The sequence below is a fragment of the Aquimarina penaris genome, assembly GCF_040786285.1.
Lineage (GTDB): Bacteria > Bacteroidota > Bacteroidia > Flavobacteriales > Flavobacteriaceae > Aquimarina.
Genome location: NZ_JBFMKQ010000001.1, coordinates 836807 through 850598, shown reverse-complemented (window position 1 = coordinate 850598; position 13792 = coordinate 836807). Strand labels below are relative to the sequence as shown.

14 protein-coding genes and 1 tRNA gene are annotated in these 13792 nt (G+C 32.0%); 5 read left to right on the top strand and 10 right to left on the bottom strand.

The annotated features are described in order from the left end of the window. Positions 1-15: 15 nt before the first annotated feature. Positions 16-1638: a S41 family peptidase gene (locus ABW637_RS03420; RefSeq protein WP_367583230.1), complete on the top strand. Its 1623-nt coding sequence runs from the start codon at positions 16-18 to the stop codon at positions 1636-1638. A 224-nt stretch (positions 1639-1862) separates the two neighbouring features. Here ABW637_RS03420 and ABW637_RS03415 read toward each other — a convergent pair whose 3' ends face one another. The 6 genes from ABW637_RS03415 to ABW637_RS03390 all read right to left on the bottom strand — a co-directional run bounded on the left by ABW637_RS03415 (position 1863) and on the right by ABW637_RS03390 (position 5274). After that, complete coding sequence (locus ABW637_RS03415) at positions 1863-2387, bottom strand: hypothetical protein (protein WP_367583229.1); 525 nt, start codon at positions 2385-2387, stop codon at positions 1863-1865. Between the two features lie 12 nt (positions 2388-2399). Continuing rightward, positions 2400-2858, bottom strand: a complete 459-nt coding sequence (locus tag ABW637_RS03410; RefSeq protein ID WP_367583228.1) for a GNAT family N-acetyltransferase — start codon at positions 2856-2858, stop codon at positions 2400-2402. 5 nt (positions 2859-2863) lie between these two features. Then, on the bottom strand, positions 2864-3781 hold the full coding sequence (locus ABW637_RS03405; protein ID WP_367583227.1) for a cation diffusion facilitator family transporter: 918 nt from the start codon (positions 3779-3781) through the stop codon (positions 2864-2866). Positions 3782-3784: 3 nt separating this feature from the next. Continuing rightward, positions 3785-4219, bottom strand: coding sequence for a ribose 5-phosphate isomerase B (gene rpiB / locus ABW637_RS03400; protein WP_367583226.1), 435 nt, complete (start codon positions 4217-4219; stop codon positions 3785-3787). A gap of 550 nt (positions 4220-4769) precedes the next feature. Further along, entirely contained in the window at positions 4770-5009 is a 240-nt protein-coding gene (locus tag ABW637_RS03395) for a DUF2007 domain-containing protein (protein WP_367583225.1), read from the bottom strand. Positions 5010-5094: 85 nt separating this feature from the next. Continuing rightward, the gene (locus tag ABW637_RS03390; RefSeq protein ID WP_367583224.1) at positions 5095-5274 is read right to left on the bottom strand and encodes a hypothetical protein; all 180 of its coding nucleotides are present in this window, start codon (positions 5272-5274) and stop codon (positions 5095-5097) included. Between the two features lie 240 nt (positions 5275-5514). Here ABW637_RS03390 and rnr point away from each other — a divergent pair, with 240 nt between their 5' ends. The 3 genes from rnr to ABW637_RS03375 all read left to right on the top strand — a co-directional run bounded on the left by rnr (position 5515) and on the right by ABW637_RS03375 (position 9187). Continuing rightward, positions 5515-7713 (top strand): ribonuclease R, encoded by a 2199-nt coding sequence (rnr, locus tag ABW637_RS03385; RefSeq protein ID WP_367583223.1) that lies wholly within the window; start codon positions 5515-5517, stop codon positions 7711-7713. Positions 7714-7774: 61 nt separating this feature from the next. Further along, positions 7775-8452, top strand: coding sequence for a head GIN domain-containing protein (locus ABW637_RS03380; protein WP_367583222.1), 678 nt, complete (start codon positions 7775-7777; stop codon positions 8450-8452). A gap of 39 nt (positions 8453-8491) precedes the next feature. Next, positions 8492-9187 carry a LysE family translocator gene (locus ABW637_RS03375; RefSeq protein ID WP_367583221.1) on the top strand — a complete coding sequence of 232 codons (696 nt, stop codon included), beginning with the start codon at positions 8492-8494 and terminating at the stop codon, positions 9185-9187. A 31-nt stretch (positions 9188-9218) separates the two neighbouring features. On the opposite strand, the gene ABW637_RS03370 is transcribed toward ABW637_RS03375, so the two are convergent. Both ABW637_RS03370 and folB read right to left on the bottom strand, forming a co-directional pair. Then, positions 9219-9289, bottom strand: a tRNA-Cys gene (locus ABW637_RS03370). Between the two features lie 96 nt (positions 9290-9385). Then, a complete protein-coding gene (folB, locus tag ABW637_RS03365) occupies positions 9386-9742 on the bottom strand; it encodes a dihydroneopterin aldolase (RefSeq protein WP_367583220.1) in 357 nt (118 codons plus the stop codon). 162 nt (positions 9743-9904) lie between these two features. Between folB and ABW637_RS03360 the strand changes: the two genes are divergently transcribed. After that, a complete protein-coding gene (locus ABW637_RS03360) occupies positions 9905-11947 on the top strand; it encodes a glutamine--tRNA ligase/YqeY domain fusion protein (protein ID WP_367584449.1) in 2043 nt (680 codons plus the stop codon). Positions 11948-12031: 84 nt separating this feature from the next. On the opposite strand, the gene ABW637_RS03355 is transcribed toward ABW637_RS03360, so the two are convergent. Both ABW637_RS03355 and ABW637_RS03350 read right to left on the bottom strand, forming a co-directional pair. Then, a complete protein-coding gene (locus tag ABW637_RS03355) occupies positions 12032-12541 on the bottom strand; it encodes a hypothetical protein (protein WP_367583219.1) in 510 nt (169 codons plus the stop codon). Between the two features lie 290 nt (positions 12542-12831). Beyond that, on the bottom strand, positions 12832-13776 hold the full coding sequence (locus ABW637_RS03350; RefSeq protein ID WP_367583218.1) for an SPFH domain-containing protein: 945 nt from the start codon (positions 13774-13776) through the stop codon (positions 12832-12834). Positions 13777-13792: the final 16 nt, after the last annotated feature.

Sequence of the window (13792 nt, the reverse complement as noted above, 5' to 3'; positions counted from 1 at the left end):
TTTAAATAGTTACCCATGAAGAAGAGAATTGTCTATCCCGTTATTGCCGTTGTTATACTCTTATCAACCGTAAGTTTTAAATCTGACTTTTTTGAGATTGCTAAACAGATTGAAATTTTTACCACGATGTTTAAAGAATTAAACATGAATTATGTGGATGAAACCAATCCTGCAGAACTAATGGATACAGCCATTAAAGCCATGTTAGATGATTTGGATCCCTATACAAAATATTGGAACGAACAAGATGTAGAAGCTTCAAAAATACGCAATGCCGGAGAGTATACCGGTATTGGGGCGTCTGTAAAAACGATAAAAGATAAGATCATTATCATGGAGCCTTACAAAGATTATCCTGCCGATAAGGCTGGTCTAAAGGCTGGTGATGAAATTATTCAAATTGGTGATATAAAGGTTGTTGATTTCAAAGAAGATGCGGGAGAGCTTCTTAAGGGGGCTAGTGGGACTAAAGTGGATATTATATACAAAAGACAAGGAGAAACTAAAACCACTGTGCTTACAAGGGAAGAAATTGAGGTTGATGCTGTACCTTTTTATACATTACTCGACGACAATACTGGATATATTGTTTTATCAAAATTTAATAGTAAAGCCTCTACCGAAACTATTGATGCGCTAAAAGACTTAAAGGCCAAAGGTGCCGACAAGTTAATTCTTGATTTAAGAGGTAATCCGGGAGGTTTATTAAGCGAAGCTATAAATGTTACAAACATCTTTGTTCCTAAAGGAGAATTGATCACTACTACGAAATCAGTCGTAAAAAAATACAACAAAGAATATTTTACAAAAAAAGATCCCGTAGACATGCAAATTCCTTTAGTGGTATTGGTAAATGGAAGAAGTGCATCTGCAAGTGAAATTGTAGCCGGAGGTATCCAGGACTTAGACAGGGGTGTTGTTATAGGTGCCAGAAGTTTTGGTAAAGGGCTCGTACAACGGCCTAAAAAACTAACGTATGGTACTCAATTAAAAATTACAATTTCTAGATATTATACCCCTAGTGGTCGTTGTATCCAGGCTTTGGATTATTGGAACCGTGATCAAAATAACAAAGCAGTTAGAATTAACGAAAAAGATTTTAAAGCCTATAAAACAAAAAACGGAAGAACTGTTTATGATGGCGGGGGAATACAGCCTGATATTGAATTAGAGACTTCAAAATTTAGTAAAATTACTACCGCCTTGTTAAAATCTGATGCCATTTTTGGATATGGAACCCAATATTATTATTCTCATCAATTAAAAGACCCAGAAGATTTTAAATTCACAGACAGTGATTATGAAGATTTTAAATCTTTTGTAAAACAAAGTGATTTTAGTTTTGAAACTGAAACCGAAAAATCATTCAAGAAATCTTTAGAAATTGCCAAAAAGGAAAAGCTAGATTCGGATATTTCGTCAAATTATAATGCTCTTCTTGCTTCAATAAAGACTTCTAAAGAAAAAGCATTGGACACGCATAGAAAAGAGATCGTTAATCAACTTACCGATGAAATTATTAAGCGATATTTCTATAAAGAAGGACTGTACAACTACTATGTAAAAAACAATCCAGAAGTAAATAAAGCACAAGAAATTCTTAATAACAAAAACAAGTATCAAGAGGTTTTAAAATAAAAGCAATCAATTAAGATATCTTGTAAAGTCTAAGATGATTAATATTGCACCGAAAATTATCGTGATTATTGGGAAAACCAAAATAATATAAGCTATTTTTTTTGTTGTTGCTGATTTCGTTAAAAACCCGGTAATAAGCATAACCACTCCTGTAATCAGGCTTCCTGAAAACAAAATAATGAATATTGCTATTCCAAGAAAAATCAAAAAATTACCTAACATGTTTATGCTGTTTTTCTAAGCTCGGTTTTTATTTTGTTTACTATAAACAACCCTATTGAAAATGTCGTCATACTTCCAAACACTACTATGGCGAACATGGTAAAAAACATCCCTATGATATAGTGCTCTCTAAAAAAATCCTCTTCTACATTAATACTGTTACCACTTAGACTTGGCGCGTCATTTCCAAACACACAAAGCGCAATAAAAGTTACTATCCACAAAACAATATTTACTCCAAATGAGAAATTTGCTGATAATGACAGTATGTTCTTCTTTCCTGCATTAATTTCTTTTTCTATATTATTTCCAAAATAATACAGAACGCCAACAAAAGCTATGTTCATAATAATGAATGGGATCGTAAATACATCTAAAACAAAAATAATCACTATTGAGAAATAAAGAAGCGGCGTAAAAAACGGTACAACAATTAGTATTAAATAAAAGATTGTAAAAATCCCAAAACCATATTTTACTGCTAGTTTACCACCTAGGCTTAATTTTTCTATAAACTCATCAAACATGCCGATGTATAGTTATCGGGTTAATACTTCTTTTATCATAGCAATATGTGGTATACCATCTTCGAGGTACTCCTCTCCTGTTTGTGTAAACCCATGAGATTCATAAAACCTTTTTAAATAGGTTTGCGCAGATATTTTTATAGTATTTGTTTTATATAGATCCTTAATAGCCTTAATACTTTCTTTTATAAGGTCATGGCCATAACCATATTGTCTTTCTGGTTTAGAAACCACTACTCTACCGATGCTTGCGTTTTCGAAATAATCACCGGCATTAAACAGTCTCGTGTATGCTATTACCTCATTGTTTTTATATCCTATGACGTGTATTGCTTTTTGGTCTTTATCGTCTATATCCTGATACACACAATCTTGCTCTACGACAAATACCTCTGCGCGTAAGCGCAAAATTTTATATAGTTCTAATGCAGAAATGTCTTTAAAACGCTTTACTTCAAACCTAACACTCATCTTGTTTAATCTTGTACTATTATATCTTTGTTGTCCTTTTTTCCGAATTCTGGTTGCAAAGTAACGTGGTTTATTCCAAATTTTTCATGCAACAGGTCTTCAATGTCATGCAATATTTCTCCAAATTCTGACACCTGAATGTTACTGTTAAAATCGATATGGGCTTCTAAATGTGTTTCTTCTTCATTAAGTTGCCACACATGCACATGGTGTATACTTTTTACCTTTGGTAAAGCATTTATACTCTGTACTATATTTTTTACTTCGATAGTGTCGGGAGTATATAACATTAGTATTTTAAATGATCTTTTTAATAAATCATAACCCACTATGATTAAATAAACAGCTATAGCAAAGGTTAATACACTATCTACCCAAAAAATTTCATAAAACTTCATTAATAATCCACCAACCAAAACGGCCACAGAAGCCATTAAATCTGTAATCAAATGCAAATATGCCGATCGCATATTCATATTTACTTTACTATCTCTTCTTAACAACAAAACACTTAACCCATTACCTAAAATGGCAATTCCTGAAAGAATAATCACAATTTTTGCACTTATCTCTTGTGGGTCTTGTAACCGCTCTATAGCTTCAATGATTAAAATAATTGCAATAACCATTAACGAAGCGGCGTTTATAAACGCTGCCATAATCTCTGCTCGTTTAAACCCAAAAGTTCTTTTGATTGATGCTTCTCTTTTTGCTAATCGATTAGCAAAATAACTAACAATTAAAGAAAGTACATCGCTAAAGTTATGTAGTGCATCAGATAATAAAGAAAGACTACCTGATACCAAACCCCCTATTACCTGGGCTACGGTAATTCCAATATTTAAAAATATAGAAAACAACAAATTACGCCCCGTAAGTTTTTGGTGACTATGTGAGTGATTATGGGCGTGATTATGAGCCATAAATTATACGCACATTGGTATTTTGTTTACTCTGTTTTGATGACGACCACCTTCAAATTCGGTATTTAAAAATGTTTTAACCATTTCTAATGCTTGAGGAGACGATGTAAATCTTGCGGGGATACATATAATATTAGCATTATTATGTAGTCTTGTTAATTCTGTAATCTCTTTTGTCCAGCATAGTCCTGCACGAACAGTTTTGTATTTGTTTGCGGTCATAGCAACACCGTTACCGCTTCCGCAAATTAAAATCCCAAAATCTACATTTTGCGTATCTACATCTTTTGCAACCGGATGTACAAAATCTGGATAATCTACACTGCTTTCTTCGTTGGTTCCATAATTATTAACCTCTATTCCTTCAGATTTTAAGTACTCCACAATAGCAAACTTATAAGCTGTTCCTGCGTGATCATTTCCTATGGCTATTCTCATTGTTTTTGTTGATTTTGTTATTTAAACAAAGATACTTTAATCTAAAAAAGTAAACTCCAAAATATCAATAATTTAACCCAGTATTGCGCGAATGTTAATAACTACTAGCCTTCTGTTAACAGACTCTGTGAATAAATAGTTCTTAAAATTCAGAAAGTTTTTTTGGTCGTCTTACATTTTATTAGAATACAAATGTTCGTAGAACAAATCAAAATTTAAACGTCTCAATTTTTGGCTAAGTTTTCAAGTGTTAGACTTATGTTATAAACTACGGTTTTACCGTAAAAATATTAATATTTTTATGTGTTTATTAGCTATTAACAACTGTTAATTAAACTTTACTTTTAGAACATTTTCAAGCGATTACCTCTTTAATATCCTGTTCATATTTTTCTGAAAATTCAATCTAACTACAAAACAAAACAAAATCTAAAAAAGTTATACCGCTATGAACACTACATCATAATCACTATTATTAATTTTAAATTTAAAAAAAGAAAAAAGATATATTTAATATATGTTGAAAACTGTATTTAATAAGAAAAAGAATTTATACAATTCTTAGATGAGGATTTGTATTTAAATTATCTATAATCTGAAGTACCTTTTGTTTATCTCTTTGATGAACTTTTAGATTAATACCTCCTAGCGCATTTGAGTAAAAAGGAAAAACACCAACCATAGTTTCATTTTCGAAAAAATAGGAAATACCTTCTTGATCTAGAAGAAGTTTTAATATAGTATACTCGTGGGGATAGGTGTATGTTTTTATGACAATAAAATCTTTCATTATATTATTTCCTAATAGTATAGTTACCTAAATATACAAAATAAGAAGTAATGATTAGAATGATTAGTGGTATCAACAAAATAAACTAATTAATTTGTGTAGCTTCACGATCAAATTTTCCAGAACCTTGTACCTCAGATTCTTCTATACTCTCTTTCTTATTATCTATAGTATTATTTATATATAGGGTAAAAGAATATATACCAAATAAAAATATAAGGATAAAGAATATGATGATTTTGTGTATTTTTTTGACTTTCTCCATATCGTAAACTAAATATGTAACGATTAAAAGCTAATCCTAGTGCATTAAAATTAAGTAAATTTTAAGAAAAACAATCCATTTTGTTATGAATTATAGATTGTAATTGATTGATTTACAGATAATGTATTTTTAAGCTATTAAACAGATATACTTTTTTAATATTAATAAAAGTTTAAACTATAAATTACAAATGTTAAAAGATAAACTGTACTTTTATCAGATATTATATAATTGATATTAATGAAAAGAAAGAGTAGAAGAGGAAAAAAGTCCCCAAAAATTGAGAATATCACCCAAGGAATACTTAAAATATTAAAATCCGAACCCAATACAACTTTTAATTATAAACAAATAGCTGCTAAATTTGGAGTAAACGATGCAAGTAGCAGAAATCAAATTATTAAAAAGCTATCTCAACTAGCTGCTAAAAAGCAAATTGAAGAAGTTGGAAGAGGAAAATTTAAGATCGTACCTAATATAAATACGTATACTGGTATTCTGGATATAACATCGAAAGGATCTGGATATGTGATTGTACAAGATCTTGATGATGATATTTTTGTTCCTAATAATAATTTAAATAAAGCGTTGCATGGAGATGAGGTAGAGGTTTATATATACCGCAGAAAACGACGAGGTAAAAGTGAAGGGGAAATCACAAGAGTTATTACTCGAAAAAGAGAAGAATTTGTTGGTGTTATAGAGATTCAGAAGAATTACGCTTTTGTAAGTATACAGGATCCTAAAATGTATACCGATGTGTTTGTGCCTAAAAATAAAATTGGAAAAGCAGAAGATGGAGACAAAGTACTGGTAAAATTAGAAGATTGGCCAGAAAAAGCAGATTCTCCTTTTGGTAAAGTAGTTAAAGTTTTAGGTAAACCAGGGGAACACAATACCGAAATTCATTCGATTTTAGCACAATATGGCTTACCTTATGAGTTTCCTGAAGAGGTAGAAGAATATGCTAATACATTAGATACATCTATCCAAGAATCCGAAATCAAGAATCGTAGAGATATGAGAAAAACGCTCACGTTTACGATTGATCCCAAGGATGCTAAGGATTTTGATGATGCATTATCATTTCAAGTTTTAGAAAATGGAAATTATGAAATAGGGATTCATATTGCAGATGTGTCTCATTATGTAAAGCCAGGTACAATACTGGACGATGAAGCCTATGAAAGAGCCACATCGGTATATCTTGTTGATAGAGTAGTACCTATGTTACCCGAAGTTTTATCGAATAATGCATGTTCGTTACGACCGCACGAAGAAAAATATACATTTTCTGCAGTTTTCGAATTAAATGATAAAGCCGAGATCAAAGATCAATGGTTTGGTAGAACGGTTACCTATTCTGATGCTCGTTTTGCATATGAAGAAGCACAACACATCATAGAAACTAAAGAAAATGTAATTCCTGCCGAGATTTCGCTTACCGGAAAAACATATAAAGCCGATCAAAAAATAGCCGATGCAACTTTAAAATTAGATGAATTAGCTAAGATTATGCGCAGAAAAAGGATGGGAGAAGGTGCTATTTCTTTTGATAAAGTTGAAGTAAAATTTAGTTTAAACGAAAAAAGCGAGCCTGTAGGAGTGTTTTTTAAGACGTCTAAGGACGCAAACAAACTTATTGAGGAGTTTATGTTACTTGCTAATAAAAAGGTTGCAGAATTCATCGGAAAACAAAATCCAAAGAAAACGTTTATTTATAGAGTGCATGACGAACCAAATGATGAGAAATTAGCAGCATTGCAAAATATAATCGGACGTTTTGGTTATAAACTTGATTTAAGAGATCGTAAAACCACAACCCAATCACTTAATGGATTGTTAAAAGATGTTCAAGGTAAGAAAGAACAAAATTTAGTAGATACATTAGCGATACGCAGTATGAGCAAAGCAGAATATACAACTCATAATATTGGACATTATGGATTAGCTTTTGATTATTATTCGCATTTTACTTCACCAATTAGACGATATCCAGATGTTATGGCACATCGTTTGTTACAACATTATCTGGATAAAGGAAAATCGGTTGCAGAAGAAGAATATGAAGAAAAATGCAACCATAGTAGTAGTATGGAAAACCTTGCCGCCAGTGCAGAACGTGATTCGATTAAATTTATGCAGATTAAATTTATGAAAGATCATGAAGATGAACAATTTCTAGGAGTAATTTCTGGAGTTACAGAATGGGGGGTTTATGTAGAAATAATAAGCAATAAATGCGAAGGTATGATTCGTCTAAAAGATATGAGTGATGATCACTATGTTTTTGACCAGGATGAATATGCAGTAATAGGTCAGAATTCAAAAAAAGTATATCAATTAGGGGATGAGGTTTATGTAAAAGTAAAGAATGCAGATCTTGTAAAACGACATTTAGATTTTACGTTGCTCGGAAGTAAAAAAGACATGGAATAATCTTAAGAAAGCAGCGTTTTATACTATAGAACATAGCTCTTAATTTAAAAAGATTAAACACATGAAAAATATAATTATAATAGTATTTCTTTTTGCATTTTCTATTTCACATTCACAGCAAAAACTTAGTAAAGAACTTAGTGGATTTGATGTGGTTAAGGTGTTTGATAGAATTCAGGTAAAATTAGTAAAAGCTCCATGGAGCAGAGTCGATATTTCAGGTATAAATAGAGATAAAGTGGTTATTGTTGAAAGCAATAATGTATTGAAAATAAAAATGTCTTTAGATAATATTTGGGATAACGACAACAATACTAAGGTCATCGTTTATTATAAAAATCTTAGAAGTATTGATGCAAATGAAGGATCAAAAGTTATTGTTGAAGATACTCTTGAAGAAGAATTTCTAGATGTAAGAGCTCAAGAAGGAGCTATAATTGAAGCATCAATAGCCACAAAAAAACTGTTCAGTAAATCAGTAACAGGAGGAGAGGTATACCTTACAGGAACAGCCACAGAACAGGAAGTTATTATTAATTCTGGAGGTAAATATCTATCTCAAGATCTTAAAACAAAATATACACAGGTTAAAATAAGTGCAGGAGGTATTGCCGAAGTTAATGCACAAGAGTACATAAAAGCTAACACCAATGCAGGAGGAACCATAAAAATTTATGGGAATCCTAAAACGATGGATACCCAAAAACTTTTAGGTGGAAAAATTATAGAGGTTAACTAAGTGTTTTTTTTAACTTTGTAACAAACATGCTTAGATCAAATGCTTCAAGACGCCCAGGCTGCCATACCCTTAGGATTTTTATTAGCCTTTTTAATTGGTCCTGTTTTTTTTGTACTTCTAGAAACGGCTGCAATTAAAGGTTTTAGAGCAGCTTTAGCTGTGGATTTAGGTGTAATTTTAGCAGATGTTGTATTTATTCTAATCGCTTACTTTAGTACCAACAAAATTTTAGAAAAAATAAAAGATGATCCTGCATTGTTCATCTTTGGTGGAATGTTATTATCAACCTACGGTATGATTTCTTTTATTCAAGAAAGAAAAAATTACAATAAAGTACGAGATACTTCAGTAGAAATCATCAATAAACACAACTACTTAATGCTCTTTATTAAAGGGTTTTTACTTAATTTCATAAATATCGGGGTATTAGGATTTTGGTTAAGTATTATTATAGTTATAGGACCACAATTAGACATGAATACCAATAGGATTATGTATTTCTTTTCGGTGGTTTTAGGAACCTATTTGTTTATCGATGTTTTTAAAATGTTATTAGCAAAGCGACTTAAAAAGAATCTTACACCTAAAAGAACATATATGACAAAGAGAGTAATCAGTATAATGATGATCGTTTTTGGTGTGTTTCTTATTCTAAAAGGAGTGCTGCCAGATGCTATGGAGCAAAGAATACAAGATAAAATCGAAAAAATAACTCCAGAATCTAAGTTTAAATAAAAAATCCTGTAATTAATTACAGGATTTTTTGAGGTGTCGAGCGGATTCGAACCGCTGTAGATGGTGTTGCAGACCACTGCCTAGCCACTCGGCCACGACACCAGTTTTTTGGTTGGAAGGCAAATGTAAAAAAATTTATGAGTATATCTCAAATGATTTTACATTAAAACCAAATTCATTTACTTTTAAGAGTACAAATTAACGTTTCTTACTCCTTGTAATGGTTACCATCTCTACATTACCACCAATTGGTGGATTAATTTTAGAAACATCGATGATTGCCTTATCAACTAACGGTAATTCATCGAATATTCGAACTAAAATACGCTCTGCAGCATGTTCAAGTAGTTTAGAGCGAATAGCCATTTCTTCTTTTACAATATGATTAAGATGAACATAATCTACAGTATCTGCTAAACGATCAGATAATGCAGAGGTAGATAAATCAGCCTTAATTTTAAGATCTACCCTATAATCAGAACCTATTTTCTTTTCTTCTACAAGGCATCCATGATAGGCATAAACCTTAATATTCTTTAGTTTAATTAAACCCACAGAATTTTTTAACAAAGGTATGAAGAATCTTTGTTATAGATATAAGGGATAAACCCCCTTTTTTAATCAATATAGGCTATGAATGCATAGAGGTATAAAAAGAACTGTTCATTGTTTCTCAAGATTAGAATTTTAGTAGTTTTGTAGTTCATTTAATTTATGATGTCAGAAGAAAAAAAATCACTCAATTTTATTGAGAACATTGTTGAAGAAGACCTTGCAAAAGGAATGAATAAAGAAGACTTGCGTTTTCGTTTTCCTCCAGAACCTAATGGATATTTACACATAGGGCATACAAAGGCGATAGGCATAAGTTTTGGTTTAGGACTTAGATATAATGCTCCTGTAAATTTACGTTTTGATGATACTAATCCAGCCAAAGAAGAGCAGGAGTATGTAGACGCTATTAAAGAAGATATTACCTGGTTGGGATATCAATGGGATAGAGAATGTTATTCTTCTGATTATTTTCAACAACTTTATGATTGGACGGTTCAATTAATTAAAGATGGAAAAGCGTATGTAGATTCTCAATCGGCAGAGGCCATTGCAGAGCAAAAAGGAACAACAACAGAACCAGGAACAAATAGCCCATACAGAGATCGATCTATCCAAGAAAACCTGGATTTATTTCAAAGAATGAAAGACGGAGAGTTTAATGAGGGTGAACATGTTGTTAGGGCTAAGATAGATATGGCAGATCCAAACATGTTAATGCGTGATCCATTAATGTATAGGATTCTTAAAAAAACGCATCATAGAACTGGCGATACCTGGTGTATTTACCCAATGTATGATTGGACACATGGCGAGAGTGATTATATTGAAAGCATTTCTCATTCATTATGTTCATTAGAATTTAAACCACATAGAAAACTCTATGATTGGTTTTTAGATCAAATATATAGCGCTAACACACGCCCTAAGCAAAGAGAATTTGCACGTCTTAATCTAAGTTACACCATAATGAGTAAACGTAAATTACTCAAGTTGGTAGAAGAGAGGATTGTATCTGGATGGGATGATCCCAGAATGCCTACAATTTCGGGATTAAGAAGAAGAGGATATACACCAGCATCTCTAAGAAAATTTGTTGAAACTGTAGGAGTGGCAAAGCGAGAAAATGTTATTGATGTATCTTTATTAGAGTTCTGTGTTCGTGAGGATCTTAATAAAACAGCACCAAGAGTAATGGCGGTTTTAGAACCTGTTAAGCTCGTAATTACAAATTATCCCAAGGGAGAAGAAGAGTGGTTAGATGCCGAAAACAATCCGGAAGATGAAGAGGCGGGATCAAGAAAAGTACCTTTCTCGGGTGAATTGTACATAGAAAGAGAAGATTTTAAAGAAGAAGCCGGACGAAAGTTCTTCAGGTTAACTTTGGGGAAAGAAGTTCGTCTTAAAAACGCTTATATTATTAAAGGTGAAGAGGTAATAAAAGATGCAGAAGGAAACATCACCGAAATTCGCTGTACATATGATCCAAAAAGTAGATCGGGTAGCGGTACTTCAGAATCTAAACGAAATGTAAAAGGCACATTACATTGGGTTTCTATGTCACAGGCTATTCCTGTAGAAGTTAGAATCTATGATCGATTATTTAAAGATGAAGCACCAGACGGCCATAAGGATAAAGACTTTATGGAGTTTATAAATCCCGATTCTTTAAAAGTGATTACGGGTTATGTAGAACCTAGTCTTAAAAACGTTACACCTTTAGAACAATTTCAGTTTCAAAGACTTGGGTATTTTAATGTAGATTTGGATAGTAAGGAAGATAAGTTGGTCTTTAATAAAACAGTGGGTTTACGAGACACCTGGGCTAAGCAAAAACCTGCACCCGCACAACAAGGCGGAAGTAAACCACAGCAAAATCAACAAAAAAAGGCGCCTGCAATCGAAGAAATCAAAAGAGCGGGTAAGAAGTATACAAATTTACCAGAAGAGAAGAGAGCGGCGCTTAAAAAGAAAATTCAGGAAGCTGCTAAGAGTGTTGATATCGAAGAATTAATACCATTGTTTGGAACAGCGATTAAAAAGGCTGGGACCCGAATCTCTACCATGATCGCTTTAGATATTGTTTTAGAAAATAAAGGATTACAACCAGATGACTCTGCTCAAGACTTTATTAAGATAGCCCTTGATGATAAAAATGAATTGTTAAGAGAAGAAGCCGCTGTATTAAAGTCTAAGTATAACTTATAATTATTTTACATAAAATCGGTATATAAAAAACCTCGTAAACATTAGTCTACGAGGTTTTTTTGGTATAATTAAATACTATATATTTTAATTATCTGCTATATGCTCATCTAACGGAATTTCAATTTCTGTATCGAACTTAGGAAATATTTGCTTCGTCTGTGGATCATCTAAAAGTTTATTAGATTCTACAAAATACCATTGTTCTTTTCTTTTGTCATAAAATCCAAATAAAGAACTTTTTAGAGTAACAGGCCTGCCACTAAAGCTCATTTTAATGGTATTTTTAACCAAACAGCGGTATTCTTTACTTTCTTTTTTAATATCAGTAACCTCGTCTACTTCAGAGCTGATAATTTTTATATTTTGAGCATCCATGGTTCTGAAAATTTCATCCATGGTATCCATTAATTCTTTCTCTCCATATTCTTTAAAAATACTTGGGTGCGTATATTTTAATATGGTGCTTAAATTTCTGTCGATTGATGCTTGAGAAGTTGCTTTTGCATCTCTAAGAGCAAATTCTTTTAGTGTGTCTATGTTTTGCGAAAAAACACTTCCCGAAATAAACAGGAGGAGTAATAAGTAATTTTTCATGGGACTGACTTTTTTGTAAAGATAGCTATTTTAATTATAAATGTTCTTTATATGTACAGGGCGAGCATAAATTTTAACTATAATAAACGGCTTTTTTGGGTGTTTTTTAAGAGCTTTAAAAAAAACAGCAATATAATTTGATGTTAATTCAAATTACATATCGTTAGAGGGGTTAATTTTACGTTTTTTGAAAAAAACAGCTGTTTTTGATTTTTTGTAGTACTAAAAATTCGAAAAAGAAAAACCTGATCAAGTTTAATGATCAGGTTTTTTCTAAATATCAATTTTTCTTATTTATTGTCTGGTTTTTTTCCAAGCCCCTTTTTAAGATTTTGTCTTTTCATTTCTTCTCCAATTTGGTTTGAAGCTGTAAAGGATGCAATCATGTTATTTAACATATCACTTCCTGCTTGTGGAGAGTTAGGTAAAAGTATTAAATTACTATTTGTTTCTTCTCCAATAGATTGTAAAGTATCATAATGTTGTGTTACTACAATTAATGCAGAAGCCTCTTGAGAATTGATACCTACATTGTTTAGCACATCAACACTTTCTTCAAGTCCACGAGCAATTTCTCTACGTTGATCGGCGATCCCTTGTCCTTGTAATCTTTTACTTTCGGCTTCGGCACGTGCCTTGGCAACGATTTTAATTCGTTCAGCTTCAGCTTCATATTCTGCTGCTACTTTTTCTCTTTCAGCTGCATTAATACGATTCATAGCTTCTTTTACCTGCAAATCTGGATCGATATCGGTAACCAATGTTTTAATGATATCATATCCATAATTTACCATAGCCTCATTAAGTTCTTGTTTTACTGCAATGGCTATATCATCTTTACGCTCAAAAACATCATCCAATTTCATTTTTGGCACTTCGGCACGAACAACATCGAATACATAAGAAGTAATTTGATCATGTGGATTTTCTAGTTTGTAGAAAGCATCATAAACCTTTTGTTTTATTACCTGAAATTGAACAGAAATTTTAAGACGAACAAAAACATCATCTTTAGTTTTGGTTTCTACAAGTACATCGAGTTGTTGAATTTTGAGATTAATACGCCCAACAATACGATCAAAGACAGGGATTTTAAAATGTAATCCAGAGTTACGTGTACTCAAAAATTTACCAAACCGTTCTACGATAGCAGAAGTTTGTTGCCTCACAGTAAATATTCCCGATAATAGGATAAAAAACCCAAATATAAATAGTGGTATTAAATAAAAGCCCATTGTTTTTTGTTTATAA

Coding starts and splice junctions, on each gene's coding strand:
- ABW637_RS03415 (WP_367583229.1), bottom strand. CDS start 2,387: ATGTTTGATGAGTTTATAGAAAAATTAAGCCTAGGTGGTAAACTAGCA.
- rnr (WP_367583223.1), top strand. CDS start 5,515: ATGAAAAGAAAGAGTAGAAGAGGAAAAAAGTCCCCAAAAATTGAGAAT.
- ABW637_RS03350 (WP_367583218.1), bottom strand. CDS start 13,776: ATGGGCTTTTATTTAATACCACTATTTATATTTGGGTTTTTTATCCTA.
- ABW637_RS03360 (WP_367584449.1), top strand. CDS start 9,905: ATGTCAGAAGAAAAAAAATCACTCAATTTTATTGAGAACATTGTTGAA.
- rpiB (WP_367583226.1), bottom strand. CDS start 4,219: ATGAGAATAGCCATAGGAAATGATCACGCAGGAACAGCTTATAAGTTT.
- ABW637_RS03395 (WP_367583225.1), bottom strand. CDS start 5,009: ATGAAAGATTTTATTGTCATAAAAACATACACCTATCCCCACGAGTAT.
- ABW637_RS03420 (WP_367583230.1), top strand. CDS start 16: ATGAAGAAGAGAATTGTCTATCCCGTTATTGCCGTTGTTATACTCTTA.
- ABW637_RS03375 (WP_367583221.1), top strand. CDS start 8,492: ATGCTTCAAGACGCCCAGGCTGCCATACCCTTAGGATTTTTATTAGCC.
- ABW637_RS03355 (WP_367583219.1), bottom strand. CDS start 12,541: ATGAAAAATTACTTATTACTCCTCCTGTTTATTTCGGGAAGTGTTTTT.
- ABW637_RS03380 (WP_367583222.1), top strand. CDS start 7,775: ATGAAAAATATAATTATAATAGTATTTCTTTTTGCATTTTCTATTTCA.
- ABW637_RS03405 (WP_367583227.1), bottom strand. CDS start 3,781: ATGGCTCATAATCACGCCCATAATCACTCACATAGTCACCAAAAACTT.
- ABW637_RS03410 (WP_367583228.1), bottom strand. CDS start 2,858: ATGAGTGTTAGGTTTGAAGTAAAGCGTTTTAAAGACATTTCTGCATTA.
- ABW637_RS03390 (WP_367583224.1), bottom strand. CDS start 5,274: ATGGAGAAAGTCAAAAAAATACACAAAATCATCATATTCTTTATCCTT.